Origin of the sequence: Lacrimispora amygdalina, assembly GCF_003432035.1 — a bacterium.
GTDB classification, from domain to species: domain Bacteria; phylum Bacillota; class Clostridia; order Lachnospirales; family Lachnospiraceae; genus Lacrimispora; species Lacrimispora amygdalina.
On sequence record NZ_QOHO01000075.1, the window covers coordinates 1 to 23,460 of the forward strand.

At 39.7% G+C, this 23,460-nt stretch carries 22 protein-coding genes and 1 tRNA gene; 5 read left to right on the top strand and 18 right to left on the bottom strand.

The window, feature by feature from the left end:
• Window positions 1–286: 286 nt before the first annotated feature.
• The 12 genes from DS742_RS22270 to dnaA form a co-directional block, all read right to left on the bottom strand.
• Window positions 287–374 (bottom strand) — tRNA-Ser (locus tag DS742_RS22270).
• A gap of 86 nt (window positions 375–460) precedes the next feature.
• Window positions 461–1,174, bottom strand: a complete 714-nt coding sequence (locus DS742_RS22275; protein ID WP_117419162.1) for a lysophospholipid acyltransferase family protein — start codon at window positions 1,172–1,174, stop codon at window positions 461–463.
• An 8-nt stretch (window positions 1,175–1,182) separates the two neighbouring features.
• The gene (locus DS742_RS22280; protein ID WP_117419163.1) at window positions 1,183–1,734 is read right to left on the bottom strand and encodes a Fe-S-containing hydro-lyase; all 552 of its coding nucleotides are present in this window, start codon (window positions 1,732–1,734) and stop codon (window positions 1,183–1,185) included.
• A 25-nt stretch (window positions 1,735–1,759) separates the two neighbouring features.
• The gene (locus DS742_RS22285) at window positions 1,760–2,602 is read right to left on the bottom strand and encodes a fumarate hydratase (protein ID WP_117419164.1); all 843 of its coding nucleotides are present in this window, start codon (window positions 2,600–2,602) and stop codon (window positions 1,760–1,762) included.
• A 117-nt stretch (window positions 2,603–2,719) separates the two neighbouring features.
• Window positions 2,720–3,145, bottom strand: a complete 426-nt coding sequence (locus DS742_RS22290) for an RrF2 family transcriptional regulator (protein WP_117419165.1) — start codon at window positions 3,143–3,145, stop codon at window positions 2,720–2,722.
• A gap of 113 nt (window positions 3,146–3,258) precedes the next feature.
• Window positions 3,259–4,581 carry a hemolysin family protein gene (locus DS742_RS22295; protein ID WP_117419166.1) on the bottom strand — a complete coding sequence of 441 codons (1,323 nt, stop codon included), beginning with the start codon at window positions 4,579–4,581 and terminating at the stop codon, window positions 3,259–3,261.
• Between the two features lie 154 nt (window positions 4,582–4,735).
• On the bottom strand, window positions 4,736–7,309 hold the full coding sequence (gyrA, locus tag DS742_RS22300) for a DNA gyrase subunit A (RefSeq protein ID WP_117419167.1): 2,574 nt from the start codon (window positions 7,307–7,309) through the stop codon (window positions 4,736–4,738).
• Window positions 7,310–7,323: 14 nt separating this feature from the next.
• On the bottom strand, window positions 7,324–9,237 hold the full coding sequence (gyrB, locus tag DS742_RS22305) for a DNA topoisomerase (ATP-hydrolyzing) subunit B (protein WP_117419168.1): 1,914 nt from the start codon (window positions 9,235–9,237) through the stop codon (window positions 7,324–7,326).
• A 24-nt stretch (window positions 9,238–9,261) separates the two neighbouring features.
• The gene (gene recF, locus DS742_RS22310) at window positions 9,262–10,347 is read right to left on the bottom strand and encodes a DNA replication/repair protein RecF (RefSeq protein ID WP_117419169.1); all 1,086 of its coding nucleotides are present in this window, start codon (window positions 10,345–10,347) and stop codon (window positions 9,262–9,264) included.
• A gap of 63 nt (window positions 10,348–10,410) precedes the next feature.
• Window positions 10,411–10,617: an RNA-binding S4 domain-containing protein gene (locus tag DS742_RS22315; protein WP_104439514.1), complete on the bottom strand. Its 207-nt coding sequence runs from the start codon at window positions 10,615–10,617 to the stop codon at window positions 10,411–10,413.
• A gap of 68 nt (window positions 10,618–10,685) precedes the next feature.
• Window positions 10,686–11,807, bottom strand: a complete 1,122-nt coding sequence (gene dnaN / locus DS742_RS22320; protein ID WP_117419170.1) for a DNA polymerase III subunit beta — start codon at window positions 11,805–11,807, stop codon at window positions 10,686–10,688.
• A gap of 258 nt (window positions 11,808–12,065) precedes the next feature.
• A complete protein-coding gene (gene dnaA / locus DS742_RS22325) occupies window positions 12,066–13,442 on the bottom strand; it encodes a chromosomal replication initiator protein DnaA (protein WP_117419171.1) in 1,377 nt (458 codons plus the stop codon).
• A gap of 458 nt (window positions 13,443–13,900) precedes the next feature.
• Between dnaA and DS742_RS22330 the strand changes: the two genes are divergently transcribed.
• Window positions 13,901–14,530, top strand: coding sequence for an ECF transporter S component (locus tag DS742_RS22330; protein WP_117419172.1), 630 nt, complete (start codon window positions 13,901–13,903; stop codon window positions 14,528–14,530).
• 81 nt (window positions 14,531–14,611) lie between these two features.
• On the opposite strand, the gene DS742_RS22335 is transcribed toward DS742_RS22330, so the two are convergent.
• The 6 genes from DS742_RS22335 to DS742_RS22360 all read right to left on the bottom strand — a co-directional run bounded on the left by DS742_RS22335 (window position 14,612) and on the right by DS742_RS22360 (window position 21,136).
• The gene (locus DS742_RS22335; protein ID WP_242996686.1) at window positions 14,612–16,057 is read right to left on the bottom strand and encodes an MGH1-like glycoside hydrolase domain-containing protein; all 1,446 of its coding nucleotides are present in this window, start codon (window positions 16,055–16,057) and stop codon (window positions 14,612–14,614) included.
• 23 nt (window positions 16,058–16,080) lie between these two features.
• Entirely contained in the window at window positions 16,081–16,923 is an 843-nt protein-coding gene (locus DS742_RS22340) for a carbohydrate ABC transporter permease (protein WP_117419173.1), read from the bottom strand.
• Window positions 16,924–16,936: 13 nt separating this feature from the next.
• On the bottom strand, window positions 16,937–17,842 hold the full coding sequence (locus tag DS742_RS22345) for a carbohydrate ABC transporter permease (RefSeq protein WP_117419174.1): 906 nt from the start codon (window positions 17,840–17,842) through the stop codon (window positions 16,937–16,939).
• 69 nt (window positions 17,843–17,911) lie between these two features.
• On the bottom strand, window positions 17,912–19,225 hold the full coding sequence (locus DS742_RS22350; RefSeq protein ID WP_117419175.1) for an ABC transporter substrate-binding protein: 1,314 nt from the start codon (window positions 19,223–19,225) through the stop codon (window positions 17,912–17,914).
• A 169-nt stretch (window positions 19,226–19,394) separates the two neighbouring features.
• Complete coding sequence (locus DS742_RS22355; RefSeq protein ID WP_117419176.1) at window positions 19,395–20,255, bottom strand: helix-turn-helix domain-containing protein; 861 nt, start codon at window positions 20,253–20,255, stop codon at window positions 19,395–19,397.
• The gene (locus tag DS742_RS22360) at window positions 20,252–21,136 is read right to left on the bottom strand and encodes a glycoside hydrolase family 43 protein (protein WP_117419177.1); all 885 of its coding nucleotides are present in this window, start codon (window positions 21,134–21,136) and stop codon (window positions 20,252–20,254) included. The genes DS742_RS22355 and DS742_RS22360 overlap by 4 nt, the downstream gene beginning before the upstream one ends.
• 247 nt (window positions 21,137–21,383) lie before the next feature.
• Between DS742_RS22360 and rpmH the strand changes: the two genes are divergently transcribed.
• From rpmH to DS742_RS22380, 4 genes are all read left to right on the top strand, one after another.
• The gene (gene rpmH, locus DS742_RS22365) at window positions 21,384–21,518 is read left to right on the top strand and encodes a 50S ribosomal protein L34 (RefSeq protein ID WP_013274848.1); all 135 of its coding nucleotides are present in this window, start codon (window positions 21,384–21,386) and stop codon (window positions 21,516–21,518) included.
• Window positions 21,519–21,590: 72 nt separating this feature from the next.
• Window positions 21,591–21,938 (top strand): ribonuclease P protein component, encoded by a 348-nt coding sequence (gene rnpA, locus DS742_RS22370; protein WP_117419178.1) that lies wholly within the window; start codon window positions 21,591–21,593, stop codon window positions 21,936–21,938.
• 4 nt (window positions 21,939–21,942) lie between these two features.
• Window positions 21,943–22,158 (top strand): membrane protein insertion efficiency factor YidD, encoded by a 216-nt coding sequence (gene yidD / locus DS742_RS22375; protein WP_117419179.1) that lies wholly within the window; start codon window positions 21,943–21,945, stop codon window positions 22,156–22,158.
• A 19-nt stretch (window positions 22,159–22,177) separates the two neighbouring features.
• The gene (locus tag DS742_RS22380; RefSeq protein ID WP_117419180.1) at window positions 22,178–23,458 is read left to right on the top strand and encodes a YidC/Oxa1 family membrane protein insertase; all 1,281 of its coding nucleotides are present in this window, start codon (window positions 22,178–22,180) and stop codon (window positions 23,456–23,458) included.
• The last annotated feature ends 2 nt before the right edge of the window (window positions 23,459–23,460 follow it).

The window sequence follows — 23,460 nt, forward strand, 5'->3', positions numbered from 1 at the left end:
TTTATTCGTTCTGAATTTCTCATTCAAAGCTGCTCAAACGCAGCTTATTATTAGAATTTTCAGGGTTTTACATACTGTTCAATCTTCTGTTTTCAAAGTGCTTTTTGTTGTTTTGTTTCTCAACAGCAACTTGTTAAGTATATCATATTGTTTCTGTCTTGTCAACAACTTTTTTTATTTTCTTTTTACTGTTTTTCGACAGCTGATATATAATACCATGGTTTTTTATATGTGTCAACCACTTTTTTCACTGCCCAGAAGAAAAAAATAATCATCTGGAAATGAGCGGAGAAAGAGGGATTTGAACCCTCGCGCCGGTTGCCCGACCTACACCCTTAGCAGGGGCGCCTCTTCGGCCTCTTGAGTATTTCTCCGTAGTTCTTAATCTCCATATGATGCCGTCTATCAAGTATATCTTTTCCAGACGCATTGACAATTATACAAGATATAATTCGACTTGTCAACCTATTTTTTGATTTATTTCTTCCTGTATTTTATTGTGCACGTATTCAGCAATCTGAGTGGTTTTTAAATGCTGATAATCCTCATAATAAAGGGGTTTTAAAAAGCAGACTTCCACCTTTTGTTTTCTGGATGAATTCTCATCAAAGGGTTTGAAACTGTCGATCAGCGCAACTGGTACAATGGGACAGCGGGCATTTACCGCACTTTTAAACGTACCTGCTTTAAATGGCAGCAAGCTGTTTCCCTCTCTGCTGCGGGTTCCCTCTGGGAAGATTACAAAATTCTTCTTTTCTTTCACTCCAGCTGTCATCTTGGATATTATCTCTAAGGAAGCTTTTATGTCCTGGCGGTCTATATAGAAACCATCCAGTGCTTTTACTACTTCCTTAACCAGGATCAGATTGGCCGCCTCTTTTTTTACAACTACGCTTAATGGTTTAGGACAGGCCTCCATAATCGCCAGCATATCAAACAGACCCTGATGGTTGGGAAAAAGAATAAATCCGTTCTCAGAAGGAATATTCTCTATTCCATGAACGGTAACCTCCACACGCCCTGACTTATTTACTTTCTTTACTACATTGCGGATATATTCATAACGTTCTTTGTGAGGATAATATTCCTCCTTAATTCCCATCTTCCTGATTTTATAGAACCACAGGGGCACACGGTAAAAATTTCTTACTACCATATAGATAATTCGGTTCATGGACTGGTCTATTCCTCTCTGAATTGTGCTAGCGCGGTTTCATATAAATTATTACCTTTACTGTCAATTACTACGATAACAGGAAAGTCTTTTATTTCCAGACATCTGACTGCCTCTGTTCCAAGATCTTCGTAAGCAACTACCTTTGATGAGTAGATACATTTGGAAAGAAGTGCACCTGCCCCACCTACCGCTGCAAAATAGACGGACTGATTTCTTATTATTGAATCAATTACTTCTTTACTTCTTTTTCCTTTTCCAATCATAGCTCCAAGTCCCAGGTCCAGTAGCTGTGGCGTATACCGGTCCATACGGCTGGCTGTTGTAGGACCTGCAGACCCGATAGGACGCCCTTCTCTGGCCGGGGATGGTCCCATATAATAAATTACATTTCCTTTTATATCAAAAGGAAGGGACTCATTATGATCCAGTGCTTCTTTCATTCTTTTGTGTGCTGCATCTCTGGCTGTATATATAGTTCCTGTAAGATAAACGTAATCTCCTGCATTCAATCTTTGTGCATCCTCTTTACTTACTGGCGCTTTCATATGATAATCCATGGTTTCCTCCCTTTTCTAACCAATCCTATATAATTCTGTGTGCATGACGGTTCACATGACAGCAGATATTAACTGCTACTGGCAGGCCTGCTATGTGGGTAGGATATGTTTCAATATTCACTGCAAGCGCAGTAACGGTTCCACCTAATCCTCCGGGCCCAATTCCCAGTTTATTGATTTTATCCAGCATTTCTGTTTCCAGTTCTTTTACATATGGAACAGATGGTTTTTCATCTAAGTCTCTGGTCAGCGCATGCTTTGCCATCTGGGCACATTTTTCAAAAGTACCTCCGATACCCACTCCTACAACCATGGGCGGACATGCATTGGGTCCTGCTTCCTTTACAGCTGTTAGAATTGCTTCCTTTACCCCTTCCAGGCCATCCGCGGGTTTCAGCATAAAAATACGGCTCATATTTTCACTGCCGAATCCCTTTGGTGCAACGGTTATATCAATCTGTTCTCCCTGTGTGATTTCATAATGAATGACCGCTGGGGTGTTATCCTTCGTATTAATTCGTTCAATGGGTTCAACTACGGATTTTCTTAAATACCCTTCTGTATACCCTTCGCGCACTCCCTGATTCACGGCATCTTCCAGGCTGCCTCCCTCAATATGTACATCCTGACCTATTTTTAAAAATATCACTGCCATACCGGTATCCTGACAAATAGGTATGAGATCTTCTCTGGCTATTTTCAGGTTTTCTTCAAGCTGGCAGAAAATCTGTTTTCCCAAAGCTGATTTTTCTTTCCTGGCTGACTGCAAAAATACTTCTTCCATATCCTTTGACAGGACATGATTTGCTTCTATGCACATTTCCTTAATATTTTTTGTGATTTCTTCTGCTCTTATGGTTCTGATCATGATCTCCTCCAGATAAACGGTAATTCACTGTCTTTACTTAATCATATACGAATCATATGACGAAATCAAGATAAAAAAAGGGGAATGGCATTCACCACTCCCGCTTACTTTGTTTCACTATATAATAAGCCGATTCCGGATTAATTTTTCATGTATATCCTTTATCGTTATCTGCTCCATTCTGTCTCTGCATAAATCATTAAGTTCTCCATAAATCTCATCCATCACTCCGGACATCCCGGAAGCGACCATGCAGGGATTGTTCTCATCTCCTGATTTCCAGGAAGACGACACAAAGGCTACATCAAGGGCATCGCATATCTGCTTCAAATTAATTGTGTCCGGATCACCAATCAGATGATATCCTCCTTCCAGACCTTCTTTTGTTGCAATGATACCTGCCTTTTTCAGTTTTGCCATAACTTTTCTGACACGGGCAGGATTTGTGCAGACATTGGAAGCCAGTTCTTCACTGGATGTGGTAATCTGTCTCTGATTCAGATATACCAGTCCGTGAACTGCGACTGCAAATTCACTTGTCATGCTAATCCCCCATTCTCTTAAATCTCGCATCTTTATCTGTAATTGTTATAGTTTCAGTTTGTATCTTACCAAGTTGTATGCTGATTGTCAAGCAGGAGACCGAAAACAAAGTTCTATTTAATCTTATCTTTTATACGGATAATAACTTTCTTAATTACCCGGTCCTCTGCCTCAAGAATGGTATAATGATTTGATTCATCTTGAATTTCCATGGGAATCTGGGACTGCATGGGAATAAAGCCCAGCAATTCAATTAAATATCCGGAAAGTGTATCACAGGAACTGTCAATTTTTTCATGAAGGACTCCATCCAGATCATAGAGGGAGATTCCTCCTGAAGCTTTGAAGACAAATGGCTCCAGTTCTGTGAGCTGCGGTTCAGATTCTTCATATTCATCCTGAATATCTCCCACAATTTCCTCAATTAAATCTTCCATAGTTACTAGACCTGAAACACCTCCGTATTCATCAATTAATATAGCCAACTTCAACTTTTTTTTCTGCATTTCAAGAAACAGATTATCCGTTTTTTTATTTTCTGGTATGAAATAAGGTTTCTGAAGTATGGTACGGATATCAATGGTATTTGGATCCATCCTTGTCATTTCTATGGAAAAATCCTTCATAGACAAAATTCCGATTATATTGTCAATCTCACCCTCATAGACTGGAATTCTGGAATGCCTGGTATTTAGAATATTGTGAAGTACCTGATCTACCGGCTGCCCAATGTCAATGGTTATCATATCCTGCCTTGGTGTCATTATTTCTCTTGCTCTTTTGTCATCAAAAAGAAAGATTGATTTGATCATTTCCTCTTCTATTTTATTAAACACACCGCTTTCCCGTCCCGTCTGCAGCATGGATCTTATTTCTTCTTCGGATACCTCTTCATCCAAATTTTCAGTCTTCATACCAAGTATTTTTAAAACACCATTGGTAGATATTGAGAGAAGTTTGATGAACGGGGCCATTACTTTTGATATTGCATAAATGGGTCCCACTGCAAACATACTAAATTTTTCCGCCTTTTGAAGAGCAATACGCTTGGGTACCAATTCACCAAAAACCAGGTTGAAATAAGACAGAAGTATGGTAACTGCCACCATGGATAAACTTCTGGCATAAGGAATTCCCAGTAAATCCAGCTTTACTCCCAGAACCTGGGAAATTCCAGTTGCTGCTGAAGCACTTGAAAAAAAACCTGCAAATGTAATAGCCACCTGGATGGTTGATAAAAATCCTGTAGAGTCTTCTGAAAGCTTTTGAATCAGAGATGCCTTTTTATTTCCGCCGTCTGCTAACATTCGGATCCTGTTTTTATTGACTGATACAACGGCCATTTCTGCCCCTGCAAAAAAAGCATTCATTACGGTAAGGGCAATAAGCAATAAGATCTGTGCGGCTATCTGCGCCGCGCCTGGGTCAGTTTCCAAGCTGAATTTCCTCCTTTTATCTGGACTAAAGAAAAAGTCTCAGGTAGCAGTAAAATAATAATTGCTGCATCCTGAGCCTTTTTTACTGTCCTCTGTTTGTGATTGGTATTATAAAATAAAGAACAGTTTTTTTCTATATTGTTTGTGTTAAGATTTATTCTTCTGTTTCTGGAATTTCATTTATATCAGAACTATCCTCTGTCTCTTGGATATCCTCTGCATCTTCCAGATCCAGTTCATCTAAACCTTCTCCTTCGGATTTGCTTCCGTCATCCCTTACCTTTGCAATACTTGCAACAATAATATCGGAATCCTGGTCAATGTTCATCAGTTTTACACCGGACGTATTTCTTCCAATAACAGAGATATCATTAACGGAAATTCTGATTACTATTCCTTCGGTTGTTATAAGAAGAAGATCATGATCATCCTGAACCAGCTTTGCCCCTACTATATCTCCGGTTTTTTCTGTAATCTTATAGCACAGAACACCTTTACCGCCTCTTCTCTGAGGAGTAAATTCTTCAATAGGAGTTCTCTTACCCATTCCGTTTTCAGAAACGATCAATAGCTTTGGTCCCTGAGAATCCATCTGCATTCCCACTACCTGATCATCATCATTAAGCTTCATACCAATTACACCTATGGAAACACGGCCGGTTACACGTACATCCTTTTCATGGAACCGGATACACTGTCCCTTTTTCGTCACCAGGAATATATCGTTGGTATCGTCTGTAGCTTTTACTTCAATCAGTTCATCATTTTCACGAAGAACAATTGCCTGAAGACCGTTCTTTCTGACATTGGCGTATTCCATCATCGGTGTTTTCTTAACCATACCGTTTCTGGTTGCCATGAATAAGAACTTGTCATCATCATATTCTTTCATGGGAATAATGGCTGTAATATTTTCTCCCGGGAGCATCTGTAAAAGATTTACGATGGCAGTTCCTCTGGAAGTTCTGCTTCCTTCGGGAATCATATATGTTTTTAAGCGGTAAACCCTTCCCGTATTGGTAAAGAACATGAGATAGTGGTGGGTCGTTGTCATCATCAGATCTTCGATGTAATCCTGATCAATGGTCTGCATACCCTTGATACCTCTTCCGCCACGATTCTGGTTTTTGAAATTATCTACGGACATTCTCTTGATGTAGCCCAGCTTTGTCATGGCAACGATGGTATTTTCATCAGGAATTAAATCTTCCATAGACATATCAAACTCATCAAATCCTATAGAGGTTCTTCTGTCATCCCCGTATTTTGCGGAAATGATGCTGATCTCCTCTTTGATTACTCCCAGAAGTTTTTTCTCATCAGCAAGAATAGCTTTTAATTCTGCAATTTTCATTTCCAGCTCTTTGTATTCGTTTTCAAGCTTCTCTCGTTCCAGACCCGTAAGAGCTCTTAACCGCATATCAACGATTGCCTGGGACTGAGGATCACTTAAACCGAACCGGCTCATAAGTTCTGCTTTTGCAACCTGAACATTCTGGGATGCTCTGATGATGTGAATCACTTCATCAATATTATCCAGAGCAATGAGCAATCCTTCCAAGATATGGGCACGTTCCTCTGCCTTGTTCAAATCGTAACGGGTTCTTCTGGTTACAACCTCTTTCTGGTGTTCCAGATAGTAACTTAACATCTGAACCAGATTTAATACTTTAGGTTCAAGAACACCGGACTGATTTTTTACAAGTGCCAGCATGATTACACCAAATGTATCCTGAAGCTGGGTATGCTTTAACAGCTGGTTTAAAATTACGTTAGCGTTGGCGTCACGGCGCAGTTCAATGCAGATTCTCATACCGGTACGGTCTGATTCATCCCGAAGGTCCGTAATTCCATCAATTTTTTTATCTTTTACCAGTTCTGCAATTTTTTCAATCAGACGGGCTTTATTAACCATGTAAGGAAGCTCAGTAACGATTATACGGCTCTTTCCATTGGGCATAGCTTCAATATCGCTGACCGCTCTTACACGAATCTTGCCTCTTCCTGTACGGTAAGCCTCTTCTATGCCCCGTTTTCCCAGGATGGTTGCACCTGTAGGGAAATCAGGTCCTTTAATAATATCCAGAACCTCTTCCATGGAGGTTTCTCTGTTTTCTTCCACCTGGTTGTCTATAATTTTTACAACGGCTCCAATGACTTCTCTCAGATTATGAGGAGGAATGTTGGTTGCCATACCTACTGCAATGCCTGATGTACCATTAACCAGAAGATTGGGGTAACGGGATGGAAGTACATCCGGCTCCCTCTCTGTCTCATCAAAGTTCGGACTGAAATCAACGGTGTCTTTATTGATATCTGCAAGCATTTCCATGGAGATTTTACTTAAACGGGCTTCTGTATACCTCATGGCAGCTGCGCCGTCTCCATCCACAGAACCGAAGTTTCCGTGCCCGTCAACCAGAGGATATCTGGTGGACCATTCCTGTGCTAAATTTACCAGGGCTCCATAAATAGAGCTGTCACCATGAGGGTGATACTTACCCATGGTATCACCGACGATACGGGCACATTTACGATGTGGCTTATCCGGACCGTTGTTGAGCTCTATCATGGAATACAGGACTCTTCTCTGAACCGGTTTTAATCCGTCTCGGACATCCGGCAGTGCCCTGGAAACAATGACGCTCATGGCATAATCGATATACGATTTTTCCATGGTCTTTTTTAAGTCCACGTCATGAACTTTATCAAAGATATTTGGTTCCATTTTATTTCCTCCAATTAAATATCAAGATTCTGTACGTATTTGGCATTCGCATCGATAAACTCACGTCTTGGTTCTACCTGGTCACCCATCAGGGTTGAAAATGTTAAATCCATTTCGGACTGGGAATCTTCATCCATATTGACTCTTAAAAGAATTCTTCTTTCCGGATCCATGGTTGTTTCCCAAAGCTGTTCTGCGTCCATCTCTCCCAGACCTTTATAGCGCTGAATCTTATTGTTATTGTCTCTTCCCACCTCTTTTAAGATGGAATCCAGTTCTTCATCGCTGTAAGCATACCATACTCTTTTATTTTTCTCAATTTTGTATAACGGCGGCTGTGCCAGATATACATAACCCATTTTGATCAGATCCGGCATGAATCTGTATAAGAAGGTTAAAAGCAGAGTGCTGATATGAGCACCGTCTACATCGGCATCGGTCATAATAATGATTTTATGATATCTCAGTTTAGTTAAATCAAAATCATCATGAATACCGGTTCCGAAAGCTGTAATCATGGCTCTGATTTCCGCATTGGCATAAATTTTATCCAGTCTTGCTTTTTCCACGTTTAAAATCTTTCCGCGCAAAGGAAGAATTGCCTGGGTATTTCTGGATCGGGCTGTCTTTGCAGAACCGCCGGCACTGTCTCCCTCTACGATATAGATCTCACAGTTCTCCGGGTTTTTATCAGAACAATCCGCAAGCTTGCCTGGAAGAGCCATACCTTCCAGAGCTGTTTTTCTTCTGGTTAAATCTCTTGCTTTTCTGGCAGCTGCTCTTGCTCTCTGAGCCAGAATGGATTTATCACAGATAGTTTTTGAAATTCCCGGATTCTGCTCCAGATAATAAGTCAGCTGTTCTCTTAGAAGGCCATCTACTGCACCTCTGGCTTCGCTGTTTCCAAGTTTCTGCTTGGTCTGTCCCTCAAACTGTGGCTCTTCAATCTTTACGCTGATAATGGCTGTCATACCTTCCCGGATATCTTCACCGGATAAATTAGCTTCACTTTCCCTTAACAGCTTGTTCTTTCTGGCATAATCATTTAACGTAGTTGTAAGTGCATTCTTAAATCCAACCAGATGGGTTCCGCCTTCCGGCGTATTGATGTTATTCACAAAGCTGTAAATATTTTCTGTATACGAGTCGTTGTGCTGCAGGGCTACCTCCACGTACACACCGTCTTTGGTTCCCTCGCAGTAAAATACCTGATCATAAAGAGGAGTCTTCCCTTTATTTAAATAGGTGACAAATTCTTTAATTCCACCTTCATAATGAAATACATGTTCATGAGATTCCTCTCTCTCATCACGAAGAATGATCTTTAAATTCTTAGTCAGAAAGGCAGTTTCTCTTAAACGTATTTTCAAAGTATCATAATCAAATACAGTTTCCTCAAAAATGTCTTTATCAGGAAGAAATGTAACTGTGGTTCCATGTTCCTCGGGATCGCAATCTCCAATTACCTTTAGAGGGTACATGGTTTTCCCCTTCTCATAGCGCTGCTTATAGATCTTTCCTTCTGTACGGATCTCTACTTCCAGCCACTGGGATAGAGCATTTACAACCGAAGCTCCTACTCCGTGAAGTCCACCGGATACCTTGTATCCTCCTCCGCCAAATTTTCCGCCGGCATGAAGAATGGTAAACGCTACCTCAACAGCAGGAATGCCTGCTTTCTTCTGAATTCCTACCGGGATTCCGCGTCCATCATCCACTACTGTTATAGAGTTGTCACTATGAATGACTACTTCTATGCTGTCACAGTATCCCGCAAGAGCTTCATCCACCGCGTTATCCACGATTTCGTATACCAGATGATGAAGTCCTCTGATGGATGTACTGCCGATATACATACCGGGTCTCTTTCTTACTGCCTCAAGCCCTTCTAATATCTGGATTTGATCTGCACCATATTCTTGACTCATATTCGTACGCTTCCTCCTGAATCGTTAATTTTCATTGTCTACGGTACCGTTTATTACCTTAAATATTTTATCAATGTGGAACCGGTCATTTACAAAATCCTCCAGTCCCGTACAGGTAATTACAGTCTGTATATGATTAATTCCTGCCAGTAATTGATTCTGTCTGCTGTTATCCAGTTCAGACAATACATCATCCAGCAAAAGAATGGGATAATCATGCACAATATTTTCTACCAGTTCTATTTCTGCCAGTTTTAAAGATAAAGCGGCTGTCCGCTGTTGTCCCTGAGACCCAAACCGCCTGATGTCAATGCCATTAACCATGAAACTTAAATCGTCCCGATGGGGTCCTGTCAGAGTAGTTCTCTGCTTTAAATCCTGACCTCTGCTTCGCCTTAATGTTTCTTCAAAAGAATCTGCCTCCACATCCGGCTCATAGAGAATACATAAAGTTTCTTTACCACCGGAAAGCTTACGGTGTATGGGTTCAATAATCATTCCAAGTCTCTCAACAAATTCTTTTCTGTAAAGAATGATCTCTTTCCCATACTGCACCAGCTGCATATCCCATATATCCAGTGTTTCTTCATAGTCCGGACGGAATGCCAGATCTTTTAATAATTTATTTCGCTGTGTCACAATCCGGTTATACTGGACCAGTGAGTGTACATACAGCTTGTTAAGTTGACATAATTCCATGTCAACGAACCGGCGCCTTTCTGCCGGTCCGTTTTTTATGAGATTTAAGTCTTCCGGTGAAAAAAATACAACGTTGACGATTCCAAATAACTCGCTGGCCTTGCGGATGGGAACGCCATTTACCGCCACGCCTTTGGCCTTATTCTTTTTCAAATGCATGTCAATCCGGTATGGAATATCATTCTTTCTGACGTTTAGCTTGATATGCGACTCATCCCTGTCAAACTGTATAATTTCCTTATCCTTGCTGCCTCTGTGGGATTTTGTCGTAGCACAGACATAGATTGCTTCTAAGACATTCGTTTTCCCCTGGGCATTGTCCCCATAGAGTATATTGGTTCCCTGACTGAAATCCATATGTAATTCATCATAGTTGCGATAATTCTTAAGCTCTATCGATTCAATGATCATGGATGTTGTGATTTCCTCTCTATTGTCCACGCTTTTTGGACATAAAGGTATGGCTGGGCAGCATTACTCAATTTTAATGCTCTTACCATCAAAAGTGACCATATCTCCGCTTCTTAATTTCTTTCCTCTCTGATATTCAGGCTGTCCATTTACGGAAACAAGACCGTCCTCAATGACAAACTTCGCATCAACACCGGACCCTACCAGACCGGCAGCTTTTAAAGCCTGTCCCAACTTGATATACTCATCCCTTAATTTTATAGTTTCCATAATTTCCTCTTTCTTGTCCATGCTTTTTGGACATAAAGGTATGTCCGTAGGACGCTCCTGCAATTATTTTAAACAGCTGCCGCGTTAAAGTTAACAGGGAGAATTAAATAAATATATTTTCCCTCTTCATCCCGGATAAAGCACGGGGATTTGGGATTTAGCATATAAACTGTCACTTCTTCATCATCAATGATCCTTAATGCATCGATTAAGAACTTTGGATTAAATCCAATCATGATGTCACTGCCAGTTTTATGAGTTGCTACCTGAGCATTCATGGATCCGAAGCTGGAATTCATGCGAAGTTCCATTTCCTGATCTTCAATGTTGATGATCAGAGGTTTCTTATCATTTTCCCTTACCAGGATGGTTGCCCGGTCAAGGCAGTCTAAAAGTTCTTTCTTGTTTACACTTACCTTGGTTTCATAATCACTGGACAACATTTGATCTATACGGAAATAATCGCCTTCTATCAGACGGGATACAACGATTGTATCATCAAATTCAAACAAAATATGGTTCGTACTAAAGAAGATAAGAACTTCTTTTTCGTTATCCCCACCAAGTATCTTGCTTATTTCATTTAGAGTCTTGCCAGGAACAATGACTTTTATATCACGATATGTATCTTTTAATTCAATATTCCGAATGGAAATCCGGTGACCATCCAGAGAAACCACTTTCAGCTGGTTTCCGGTAACCTGAAACAGTTCTCCAGTCATCATCTTATTGCTGTCGTTCGGTGCGATGGAAAAGATGGTCTGTCTGATTACTTCTTTTAAGGAAAACTGGGATAAACAGATATAGTGATCCCTCTCAATATAAGGTAAGTACGCAAATTCTTCACCATCCCGGCCCTGTATATGGAAAATAGAGTTGTCACAGGAAATGGTTGTAGTAAATTTTTCATCACTTTCAATCGTTACCATGGAGTCACCGGAAGAGGACAGCTTTCTGACGATTTCTGAAAGAAGCTTGGCTTCCAGAGCAATTTTTCCCCTCTCCAGGATGGTTCCATCCACCTTTGTCTCAATACCAAGTTCCATGTCATTGGCAGTGAGCTTAATTTCAGAACCGCTTGCATCAATAAAGATGCATTCCAGGATGGACATGGTTGTTTTGCTGGGAACTGCTTTTAATACAATATTAATACCATTTAAAATGGCATCCTGCTTAAATGTCAGTTTCATAATTGTTGATAACTCCTTTGCTCTCAAAATAACAATAAATAGATAAATAATATAGTTTAATTTCGTCGTATTAGTAGTAGGGGCTGTGGGTTTGTGTAAAAGCCCTTATAACCGTTATAAAGCCTTAAGTTGTCCTGTTCATAACAATGTGAATAACGTCCACAAAACGTGAGGAAAAATGAAAGGTTATCCACAGACTGATCAGAACACTTATGATCTGTCTAATTATCCACATGAAATTAACAGGTGATTCACACTCTATTGTGGATTAATTTTCTTTTTTAATATCTCAATGGTGTTATTTAAGGATTCGTTCTTGTTTATATCTCCGGAGATCTTTTCAATACCATGGATGATGGTGGTATGATCTCTTCCTCCAAGGAATTTTCCAATCATCTGCAGAGGGGTTCCAACCATCTCACGGCAGAGGTACATCACAATCTGGCGTGGATATACAATTTCCTTGTTGCGTTTCTGAGAACAGATATCAAGAGGAGTCAGACCATAGTGGTCGGCAACAACCTGAATAACCAGTTCAGGAGTGACTTCCCTTTTATCATTAGGAGATATAATATCTTTTAAGGCTTCTTCAGCCAGCTCTACGGTGATTTCCTTATTATCAAGGCGTGAGAGTGCAACGATTTTTGTCAGGGCGCCTTCCAGCTCCCGAATGTTGGATTTGATATTGGTTGCTATGTATTTGATAACCTCATTGTCGATGTTGTAGCCTTCCATCTCTTCTTTTTTGCGAAGGATGGCCATCCTGGTTTCATAATCAGGAGACTGTATATCCACTGTTAAGCCCCATTCGAAACGGGAACGGAGACGTTCTTCCAGTGTTTCAATTTCCTTTGGCGGTTTATCAGATGAAATAATAATCTGCTTCTTCGCTTCATATAATGCATTAAATGTATGGAAGAATTCTTCCTGTGTACTTTCTTTACCGATGATAAACTGTATATCATCGATTAAAAGAACATCGTTATTTCTGTACTTTTCCCTGAATTCAGTAGGAGAGAAGTTGTTCTTGTTTCGGATCGCATCGATCAGCTCGTTGGTGAATTTTTCACTGGTTACGTAGAGAACCTTTGCATTCGGATTGTTCTTTAATATGAAATGACCGATGGAATGCATTAAGTGAGTTTTACCCAGTCCCACACCTCCATAGATAAAAAGAGGGTTATAAATTTCACCGGGGGATTCTGCAACTGCTAAGGATGCTGCGTGTGCCAGATTATTATTAGCACCTACAACAAAAGTATCGAAGATATATTTCGGATTTAAATTAGCGTTTATGATCGCGGACTGACTGACCGCATTCACCGTATTTGTAATAAGTGTATTGCCTGCAGGAGCGGGAGCTGCTTCTTTTTGAATCTGATTTTCCACAACAAAATCGACGCTGCATTCAAAGCCAGTCACTTCTTCTATGGTTATTTTTAGAAGAAACCCGTATTTTTTACGGATGTATCCCAGAAATTCTACATCCGGTACCGTGACGATTACCTTTTCTCCGTCAACGGTATGAACTTTTAGCGGGAGAAGCCAGGTTTTGAAAGAAACATCTGTAATTTCGTGCTCTTCTTTTAAATTCAATAAGATTTCGTCCCATTTTTCCTTTAACTTTTCTAACATTGTATGTCTCCTACATCTATTAAAATGCAAATATGCGCATTAGCCCAATCTACTGTTCATTCTATACTATTTTGTAATAATTTTCAATGATAATAGTAAAAAATTGTGGATAAGTGTGTGAAAGGGTTGTGAATTAGATGTTTATGGATTGTTGATAAACATCCAGAGAGAAAGTTGTCCACAAAAAACAGGATTTTGAAAGTTAAGTTATTCACATCCGGGAAATACTGAATTTATCAAAATGTTCAGGACAGGCATGTGCACAAAAAAAGGTTATCAAGATTCTATCCAGAGAGTTTTCCACAAGTTATCCCCATAATGTTGATAACTTTATGTAAATTAACAAAGAAATGTCGATTTTATAGACAGGATTGACGGATAATGGTCAGTTATGTATAATGCAGATGTAACCACATGCATTGTATCTTATAAAAGAACAGTAGCACAGGAGGAAAAATATGAATACTGGAAACAAAACACGCGACATGGTACTGGCAGCTATATTTGTTGCCCTTATCATCATCATGGCGTTTACGCCCTTCGGATACATTCCTTTGGGATTTATGAACGCCACCATCATTCACGTTCCTGTCATTATTGGAGCCGTAATACTTGGACCAAAATATGGCGGATTTCTGGGAATGATTTTTGGACTGACAAGTCTGTGGAAAAACACTAACATGCCAAATCCAACTTCGTTTGTCTTCTCACCATTTGTAAAAGTGGGAGAGTACGGGGGCAATCTGGGAAGCCTGGTTATCTGTATGGTACCAAGAATTTTAATTGGAATCGTGGCGTATTATGTGTTTAAAGGAGTACTAAAAGCTTTAAAGGGAAGTAAGTTTAAAATGACTGCAGCACTTGCGGCGGCAGGAGTTGCCGGATCATTAACCAACACATTGCTGGTAATGAATCTGATTTATTTTCTTTTTGGTAAAGAGTACGGACAGGCAGCTAAGGGTCTGACGGAAGGGATTTATACAGTTATTATTGGAATTATCTGTATTAATGGGATTCCGGAGGCAATCGTTGCGGCGATTCTGACTGTTGCTATCACTCAGGCACTTTTTAAGGTAATGAGAAATTAATAAATGAATTACGTTTATTGAGTTAAAATAAGAATTAATAAAGTCTCCGGTAAATGAATCATGCCGGAGACTTTATTTGTTTTATGGTAATATTCCGTATGCTTTTATATTCCTTAAGTCAGCGTCAGCAGACAATTGCTTTATATAAAGAAGATTACCGGAAAGATCGGTTATGATCTTTAAATCCTTTCCTGATTGAAAAACTTTTTTTCCATCAATAAAAGCCAGAGCGCTTTTTCCATCATTTTGAATTTTAAATGAGTGATTTCCCCAGATCTGCTCATAGTTACTTTCATTTCCTCCGGCTGTTCCCCAGAAAATATGATTCCGTTCCAAGTGTACACCATACATACGGGAAGTATATTCCATAACTGATAACATGGCTGGACCATAGGAATCCTGCAGACCATCCAGCGATATCAGGGATGGGGAACCTGTAAACGGATCATATTGCTGTACGAAAACACAGGAATCCCCAATGGCATGAAACAGTTTATTGCCCAGCTGGGGGATCAGATAATCATAGCCATAATTCTCAAGAGCCCGGATGGCCCTCTGATAGGTCAGGGCCTCACATTGTCCGCTCCAGTTATTCGTTTTTATATTACGGAAAAGAGGATCATTTACTGCGACAGATGGGAGAGGCATATAAGTCCAGAACTCATCTGGGTTTAATAAATGTTTTGTAACGAAACGTTCTGCCATGGATCTGGTAAAACTGTTCCAGTACATGGCTCTTAAATTATTGTGAAATAAAACATTTATAATATTGTGGTTTTTATCACGGTCAAAGCAGGCATCTTTTGATTCGATCCAGAGATAGTCTTTTATGGCTTTCTGGATGGCTATTGCTTTTTTTTTCCATTCGTATTTACGGTTTTCATTACCTTGTATAGAGCTGATTATGGAAAGAGTTTCTCTGGCAGAGTAAGAAAAACTCATAATATCCAGAGAGGCCATGGGAACAGCTTTACAATCTGTGGGAGGAATCTCTTTACTCCAGGAATCGGGAGCATCATGATAGCGAAGTGCATGATCCTCGCCGGTATCGTATTTACACCAGCTTTCCAGACAGCCGTCACCGTCTGAATCTCTGGTTCTCCATAAATAGGAATCAAATTTTTCTAAAGTGAGGTAAAGAAGCGTTAGATATTCTTCATCTTTACCCATTAAGTAATACATGTTAAGAGCAGAAGAGGGGAAACAAAAGCCCTGAAATTTATCAAACTGAGGAGTGATCCGATTGTTGAGTAAAGCGATGCTTCCGGGAAAACGGCCATCCGGCCTTTGATGTTCCATGAAAAGAAGCTGGTTATTAAGCCCTGCCTCCATATTACGTTTGGCATACATTTCTCCGCCCATAGGCTGGGTCTCCAGCCATATTTTTTCATATCCCCCTCCTTCTATCAGGACGAGCCGGTTCTCAAACATTTTTAAATTATTCAGAGTTTTTCTTTCTGCAGAATCCATCAGTTTTTGCAAAAGTTCATTGGATGTCTGAAATGATACACTGGTTTCGATTTTCACGTTTTTTCCTCTCTGTATGTTTATTATCCTTTGATCCCACTTCCGCTGATTCCTTCCACCAGATAACGGTTAAAGAATAAGAAGATCAGAAATACGGGGATCAATGAGAGCGTGGACATGGCAAACATTGCTCCATAATCGGTTGTGGATGTTGAATCTGCAAAATTTTTTATTGCTATAGAAGCAGTATACATGCGGGGCTTACTTAAATAAATCATGGGAGACATAAAATCATCCCATTTCCAGTAAAACTGAATAATGACTGTGGTTACAATGGATGGTTTCAAAAGAGGAAGAAAAATTCTGGTAAATATGGAATATTTGCTGCAGCCGTCTATAATTGCAGCTTCATCAAGGTCCTTTGGTATTCCGGCACCAAATTGCATCATCTGATAGATGAAAAATGCCTGACCGAAAAAATGGGGAAGTATAAGCGGAATATAGGTTCCTACAAAGCCAAGTTTATTATAAATAATGTATTGGGGTACCAGAATAATCTGGGCCGGAAGCATCATGGTGCAGATCATTGACATAAACCAGATGTTGCGTCCTTTAAAGCTTACCCTGGAAAATGCATAAGCAACACAGGATGATGACAGAACAGTTGCAAGTGTGGAAACAGATGCGATAAAAAATGAATTGGAAAAAAAGGTTTGAAAGGTAATACCTCCGAAACCCTTAAAGCCAGTAAAAAAATTGGAAAATCTCCACTGGGGTGGAATTAAACTCATTCCTCCATTTAATAGTTCTGTATTATTTTTAAGTGAGCCGCTGACCATCCAGAGAACCGGATAAATCATCAGCAATCCAAGAACACAGACGAATAAATGATAGACAGAAGCCTGTATTTTATGTTTGTTTGTCATGTTATTATCCTCCTTATTGGTCTGCTTCTGTAAATACCCAGAATTTTGATGTCTTAAATAGCAGGAATGTAATAATGCTTATTAAAGCCAGCATGACCCAGGACATGGCACTGGCGTATCCCATGTTGGACCATTTAAAGGCATGATTGTAAACGTAGAGCGCGTAAAAATTAGTGGAATCATTGGGACCGCCCTGTGTAATTACGAAAGCCTGGGTAAATGCCATAAAGGCAGTGATGGTCTGCATGATGAGATTATATAAAATAATGGGGGAGAGGCAGGGGAGTGTGATTGCTTTAAATCTCTGCCATTTGTTTGCACCATCAATTTCAGCAGCTTCGTAGTAAGTTGGAGAAATTTCTTTTAATCCGGCAGCAAAAATAATCATAGAAGAGCCAAATTGCCAGACAGACATGAGAACGAGTATTCCCATTGCCAGATGGGGTTCACCCAGCCAGGAGAGCTTTGGAAAACCAAGTGAGGCCAGAATGGTGTTTGCCAGACCTTTTCTAGAAAAAATGGTTTTCCAGACAAGTGCAACGGCAATGCTTCCTCCGATCAGGGATGGGACGTAGTAAAGAGAGCGGTAAAAGGTTACTCCCCTCCGTTTCTGAGTTAGAAGATATGCGATAAAAAGGGCAAATATCAGTTTGGAAGGAACGGAAGTAATGACATAAATAAGGGTTACTTTTACCGAATTCAGAAAACGGTCATCAGAAAATAGATTTCTATAGTTACCAAGTCCTACAAATACCGGATTTTGCCCAAGCTTATAGTTGGTCATGGAATAATACATTGATACGAGAACCGGAATCAATGTAAAAGCAAAAAATCCGAAAAGAAAAGGGAAGGAAAAAACATAACCTACGGTATTGTTGTGATAAAGGATTTTTTTCCAGTTATTTTTTTGTTCGTTCATTGTTTATTACCTCCTTTTTTCCATAGGAAAGGCAGGCAAAGAGAATCCTTACCTGCCTCTTCATTATACTTAAGGCTGAAATTTTGACTTGGAAAAATCCAATAATTGTTTTGCTGCATCTTCCGGTGTTACATCGCCATACTGCACTTTTTCAATCAGAAGTTTATATTGGTCTTCAATCTCAGCTTTTGGATCAGGGCTTATAACATTGCTGTTTTCTTTTGGAAAATTTCCTATTTTATCAACAAAATCATAGATGATTCTGCCGGAGTCATCTGCCTGTGAAACCACAGCTTCTCTTACCTTAGACATGATAGGAACTCCACGTTCTCCATTTAATATTTTATTAGCTTCAATGTCATTGACAAAAAAGTTAATAAATTTAGCTGCTTCTTCCTTTGCTTTGGAATTACTGGAAATACAAAGCTGCTGTGAGGACTGGACTCCCATTCCATAAGGACCGTTTTTGGTTAATCTTGGTACAGGGGCAATTTTAATTTCCCTGCCGGAGGCATGAACAATGGAAGAAACCTGATTGGAGGTAACCCAGGTCATCGCTGCATCCCCGGTTACCAGATAATCTCCCTCTATGTCTTTAATTTCTTTTATAGCCCCGGCATCCGGATAGGCTCCGGCGTCTGTCAGTTCTTTGATCATCTTTAAGTAGTCTGCAAAGGGGGAGGGATCCTCTGATTCTATGCCGTCATTGGTTTTCTTAAAGAAATTTGCATCTTTTTTCGTCTGTGAGGCTCGCATGGTTACACCTGCTATAAAATGATCAATTTTTGAACTTCCGTATATACCGAGTTTTTCTTTTATGGTGATGCAGTCTTTTTTCCAGTCATCCCAGGTCCAGTCATTGTCAGGTTCAGGCAAGCCGGCTTTTTGAAATAATTCCGGGTCATAAGCAATTCCATAGGTGTTTGTACCAATGGATATACCAATCTGAGAACCTTTACTGTCTTTTGTTGTTGCCAGAAAATTTTCGGTCGTATCACTGGTATTAATAATTCCGTCTTTTATATATCCATCCAGTGGTTCTATATTTTTGATGTATTTGGGAAAGTTTCCACCCAGCTGAAATATATCCCAGACATCGTCAGCAGCAACCAAAGTATCAAGCTTGGTAAAGTAACTGTCAAAATCGTAAAATTCTGCTTCAATATGTACACCTGGATTCTGTGATTCGTAAAGCTCTATAACCTTGTTTGTAGCGTCATGTCTTGTCTGAGAACCCCACCACGCCATGCGGAGAGTTATCTGATTTCCGGTATCCTGGGAAACTGACGCAGAAGATGCTGCAGGTTTGTTTCCGGAGCAGCCGGCAAGAGAAAAAGTCATCAGACCAGACAGAAACAGTGCGGTAAGCTTTTTTGTTTTCATATATCCTCCTATAGTGATTACTTTGAAAAATATTGTGAAAATGTACTAATGATAAAATCCGGATTTGCTTTTATATAGGTGTATTTTAATATTAATCAGAGATAATCACAATACATTTGGAAGAATGCCTCAATACATCAAAAAAAACCTTGAATTTGCACTAAATTTACTAAACATCATTTTCTTTCTTTGATTTTTTATATTGCAGAGGCGATAATCCAGTATATTTTTTAAACACACGGTCAAAGTAGGACAGCCGTTCATAACCCAGTTTCCGGGATATATCTTCCATGGACAGATCATCATCAAGAAGCAGAATTCTGGCATGATCGACTCTCTGGCAGTTGATGAATTCATTGACAGTAAAATTAGTTACTTCTTTGAAAATCCGGCTCAAATAGCTTTTATCTAAATAAAAAATTTTAGAAAGATCCTCCAGACCAAAGATTTCTGAATAATGAATCATAATATACTGTATAATTTCTGCAACTTTTACATAGCGCATCATTTTTCTTTTTGGCATATAATAGACTTCCGGTTTACTTCCGGCACCATTTAAGATCATGAGAAATATGGATATCAGTTGGTTCTTTACCTCTGAAGCACCAAAGATTTTCTGATTTTTCAGTGAAGATTCCATCCGGAATAATTTTTTTTCCAGAATGTTCTGCTGTTTTTCATCTAACTGGAGAACACCGTGATTATTCTGAAAAAATTCCAGAAGGTTAAGTTCCATTGCATTGCCTGCGAGACGAAGCCAGGACTCTTCCAGTTCAATCAGAATCCGCTCATGATAGTTTCCACCTATTACATTGGTAAAAGGGATCAGTTTTTTATCAATAAAGGTCAATGTGCCTTTTCCCATACGGTAGCTGTGGTTACCATAATAAAAAAAACGCTCTCCATTTAGTATATAATAAATCTGATATTCATTTTTATAAAATCCTATGGTTTCAGCAAGATCGCAGTCTCTTAATACATGGCTGATACCGATGCCCTGACATTTTCCTGTGAAAATAACCTCTTTCATCGATATAATCCTTTAACTATTAAAGTGTTGTCCTCTTCTTTCAGACTATAGAAAACAGGGTGCTCCTTTCTGTGCTCATTAGGTGTATGAAGGGTGAGGATGAGTTTCCCCTTTTTGTCTTTAAAGATCATGCCATGGCCGCCGTCTTTTTCAAAAAGCAGAGTTTCCTGCTGTATCCAGTTTCCGGTAATATCTCCATTATCAGAATAAGCGATGGCCTGGGTGTATCCTTCTTTTCCAAAACTTGACCACAGCATAAGAAGACGGCCGTTATCAGTCCGGTGAAGGAAAGGACCATCGGTGACATAATGTTTACCGGGCCTGTTTTTATTTTCGATTGTCACTACCCAGCTTTTTGCCTCAGAGGCATGAAAAAGAAGTTCTGGTTCTGATATGGCATGACTTAAATCGCTGCTTAACTTTACTGCGCAGATGGATCCGTCAGATATCTGAACCCACTCATGTACAAAAACCATGTAGGGAGTTCCATCAGGGTTTACATAAAATGTTCCGTCAATGCATTCCCAATCTTTCGGAGTGATCTGTTTCTGACTGTGTAAGGTGAACGGTCCAAGAGGATGGTCTGCTTTTAATATGGCAGTTCCGCCATAATTTTTAGTGTCTTTAAATGTGGCAAACATATAATAAAAGTCTTTATAACGGTGAACTTCGGGTGCCCAGCAGTTTTTATCGGCAAAAAAATTCTCCGGTTTATGAAAAACTTCATGGGGGCCATCCCAGTTAATTAAGTCTGTGCTGGTATAGCAGTCAAAGCCGGTAGCGGCCATCCAGCAGGTTTCTGCCCTGGTTCCGTACATATAATAGATACCGTCGGACAGCAGTACATAAGGATCTCTGATGTTGATTTGTTCACTTTTCATTGTAATAACCCATCCTTTTTTTATATTTGGTTCTTCCCTTCCGGGAAATTATATAGTTTTATTTATTATACTGTATAAACAGGGAATGTGGAAATTATTAGCAGTCAAATGAAAACTTATATTTTTCCCTTGACGAACCATGCTTTGTTCTATATAATTGATATGATGTTTAATTAAAATAGTCTCAATATGTTTCATCATATTGCCTATGATAAGCTATTGTAACAAGAGGAGGTGTCCGTAGATTATGAAAATGACGTTCCAGCCAAAAAAGAGACAAAGATCAAAAGTTCATGGTTTCAGAGCCAGAATGAGCACTCCAGGCGGAAGAAAAGTTTTAGCTGCCAGAAGAGCAAAAGGAAGAGCAAAATTATCAGCTTAATGGACCAGGCCGCAAGTAATTGTGGCCTTTTCTTTTCTCAAATTCCAGAAAAACGGAAAAGGAAAGAGTTGAATGAAACATTTTAATTCGATTAAAAAAAACAGGGATTTCAAAGAAGTTTATCAGAGCGGTAAATCCCTTGCTAACAGACTTCTTGTCATGTATGTTTTAAAGACGGACAGGCCGGATACAAGAATCGGTATTTCGGTAAGCAAGAAGGTAGGAAACAGTGTTGTCAGGCATCATATAACCAGATTAATCAGAGAAAGCTTCAGGCTTCATGAAGGAATGGTTGAGACAGGATTGGACATCGTGGTCGTTGTGAGAACAGCGGCAAAAGAAGAAAAATACAAGACAATCGAAAGTGCATATCTGCACTTGTGCGGACTTCATAACATTTTAAAAAAAGAATCGAAGTGATCTTATGGTAAAAAAAATCATGATTTTGATGATCAGGGGATATCAGAAATATTTATCACCTCTGAAGATAAGAACTCACTGTATTTACACACCTACGTGTTCTCAATACGCCATTGAGGCACTCCAAAAGTATGGTGTGTTTAAAGGTACGTTTTTGGCTTGCAAAAGAATCATTCGCTGTAATCCTTTTGCAAAAGGCGGTTATGATCCAGTTCCGTAAATGATGAGGAGGTAGTTCATTGGAATTCTTAGTACTCACTAAGGTAGGAGGCTTTCTGGGACCATTTGCAACTGTTCTGGGTGTGATCATGGATCTGCTTTTCCAGATGACCTCTGCAGTTGGAATCCAGAATATTGGTTTATGTATCATTTTATTTACTCTCGTAACAAAGCTTTTAATGTTCCCGCTGACGTTAAAACAGCAGAAATCATCCAAGCTGATGAGCGTTATGCAGCCGGAACTTACCGCCGTTCAGGCAAAGTATAAAGGAAAAACTGACCAGGAATCCATGAGAAGACAGAACGTGGAGATGCAGGCAGTTTATGAAAAATACGGAACATCCATGACTGGAGGCTGTGTCCAGCTGGTGATCCAGATGCCCATTCTGTTTGCTCTTTATCAGGTTATTTATCATATTCCTGCTTATGTGCAGAGTGTAAAGGCTGTTTTTGTTAATGTAGTTACTGCAATTACTTCTCTTGGAGGAGATCATGTTTCACAGCTGACACAGTTTGCGGCTGATCATAAGATTACCTTATCAAGAATCGGAGATTTAAATACCAGTAATGGAATGGTAGATTTTTTATATCAGCTGAATCCGGATCAGTGGAATGCGTTAAAGACTCTTTATCCAACCATCCAGGATACCATTACTACCAATGCTGCTCAGATTGAGCATATGAATTCTTTCCTTGGGATTAATCTGGCATCGACTCCGGCAAGTGTTATTTTTCCAACCGGAGGCGGGTTCCATTTAAGTCTTGCGCTCCTGATTCCTGTACTCGCAGGTGCGAGCCAGTGGTTCAGTACAAAGCTTATGACTGTGAATCAGCCTAAAACTGGAGCAGATGAGAATAATGCCATGGCTCAGTCCATGAAGAGCATGAATACAGTAATGCCATTAATGTCTGTATTCTTCTGTTTCACATTTGCATCTGGTATCGGTATTTACTGGATCGCATCCAGTGTGTTCCAGATTATTCAGCAGGTTTTAATTAACCGTCATTTAAACCGTATTGATATGGATGAGATGATTAAGAGGAATCTGGATAAGGCGAATAAAAAACGTGCAAAAAAAGGTCTTCCACCTCAGCGTGTTTCTCAGAATGCTACAGCAAGCCTTAAGAATCTTCAGGCTGCCAATGAGAAGGCAGAAGAAGAACTGAGTGCTAAAATAGAAAAAGCGAAGGAGCAGGTAAAGGCTTCCACTGATTACTATCAAAGCACAAGTTCTGATCCTAACAGCATTTCTGCCAAGGCACGTATGGTTTCGAAGTACAATGAAAAGCACAGCAAATAGGA

What these genes read in the sequence shown, in the direction of transcription:
- gyrA (WP_117419167.1), bottom strand. Translation starts at nt 7,309, where the DNA reads ATGGAACCAAATATCTTTGATAAAGTTCATGACGTGGACTTAAAAAAG.
- DS742_RS22345 (WP_117419174.1), bottom strand. Translation starts at nt 17,842, where the DNA reads ATGAACGAACAAAAAAATAACTGGAAAAAAATCCTTTATCACAACAAT.
- dnaA (WP_117419171.1), bottom strand. Translation starts at nt 13,442, where the DNA reads ATGTTAGAAAAGTTAAAGGAAAAATGGGACGAAATCTTATTGAATTTA.
- DS742_RS22340 (WP_117419173.1), bottom strand. Translation starts at nt 16,923, where the DNA reads ATGACAAACAAACATAAAATACAGGCTTCTGTCTATCATTTATTCGTC.
- rpmH (WP_013274848.1), top strand. Translation starts at nt 21,384, where the DNA reads ATGAAAATGACGTTCCAGCCAAAAAAGAGACAAAGATCAAAAGTTCAT.
- DS742_RS22360 (WP_117419177.1), bottom strand. Translation starts at nt 21,136, where the DNA reads ATGAAAAGTGAACAAATCAACATCAGAGATCCTTATGTACTGCTGTCC.
- DS742_RS22330 (WP_117419172.1), top strand. Translation starts at nt 13,901, where the DNA reads ATGAATACTGGAAACAAAACACGCGACATGGTACTGGCAGCTATATTT.
- DS742_RS22285 (WP_117419164.1), bottom strand. Translation starts at nt 2,602, where the DNA reads ATGATCAGAACCATAAGAGCAGAAGAAATCACAAAAAATATTAAGGAA.
- DS742_RS22350 (WP_117419175.1), bottom strand. Translation starts at nt 19,225, where the DNA reads ATGAAAACAAAAAAGCTTACCGCACTGTTTCTGTCTGGTCTGATGACT.
- yidD (WP_117419179.1), top strand. Translation starts at nt 21,943, where the DNA reads ATGGTAAAAAAAATCATGATTTTGATGATCAGGGGATATCAGAAATAT.
- rnpA (WP_117419178.1), top strand. Translation starts at nt 21,591, where the DNA reads ATGAAACATTTTAATTCGATTAAAAAAAACAGGGATTTCAAAGAAGTT.
- recF (WP_117419169.1), bottom strand. Translation starts at nt 10,347, where the DNA reads ATGATCATTGAATCGATAGAGCTTAAGAATTATCGCAACTATGATGAA.
- DS742_RS22275 (WP_117419162.1), bottom strand. Translation starts at nt 1,174, where the DNA reads ATGAACCGAATTATCTATATGGTAGTAAGAAATTTTTACCGTGTGCCC.
- gyrB (WP_117419168.1), bottom strand. Translation starts at nt 9,237, where the DNA reads ATGAGTCAAGAATATGGTGCAGATCAAATCCAGATATTAGAAGGGCTT.
- DS742_RS22355 (WP_117419176.1), bottom strand. Translation starts at nt 20,255, where the DNA reads ATGAAAGAGGTTATTTTCACAGGAAAATGTCAGGGCATCGGTATCAGC.
- DS742_RS22290 (WP_117419165.1), bottom strand. Translation starts at nt 3,145, where the DNA reads ATGACAAGTGAATTTGCAGTCGCAGTTCACGGACTGGTATATCTGAAT.
- dnaN (WP_117419170.1), bottom strand. Translation starts at nt 11,807, where the DNA reads ATGAAACTGACATTTAAGCAGGATGCCATTTTAAATGGTATTAATATT.
- DS742_RS22315 (WP_104439514.1), bottom strand. Translation starts at nt 10,617, where the DNA reads ATGGAAACTATAAAATTAAGGGATGAGTATATCAAGTTGGGACAGGCT.
- DS742_RS22280 (WP_117419163.1), bottom strand. Translation starts at nt 1,734, where the DNA reads ATGGATTATCATATGAAAGCGCCAGTAAGTAAAGAGGATGCACAAAGA.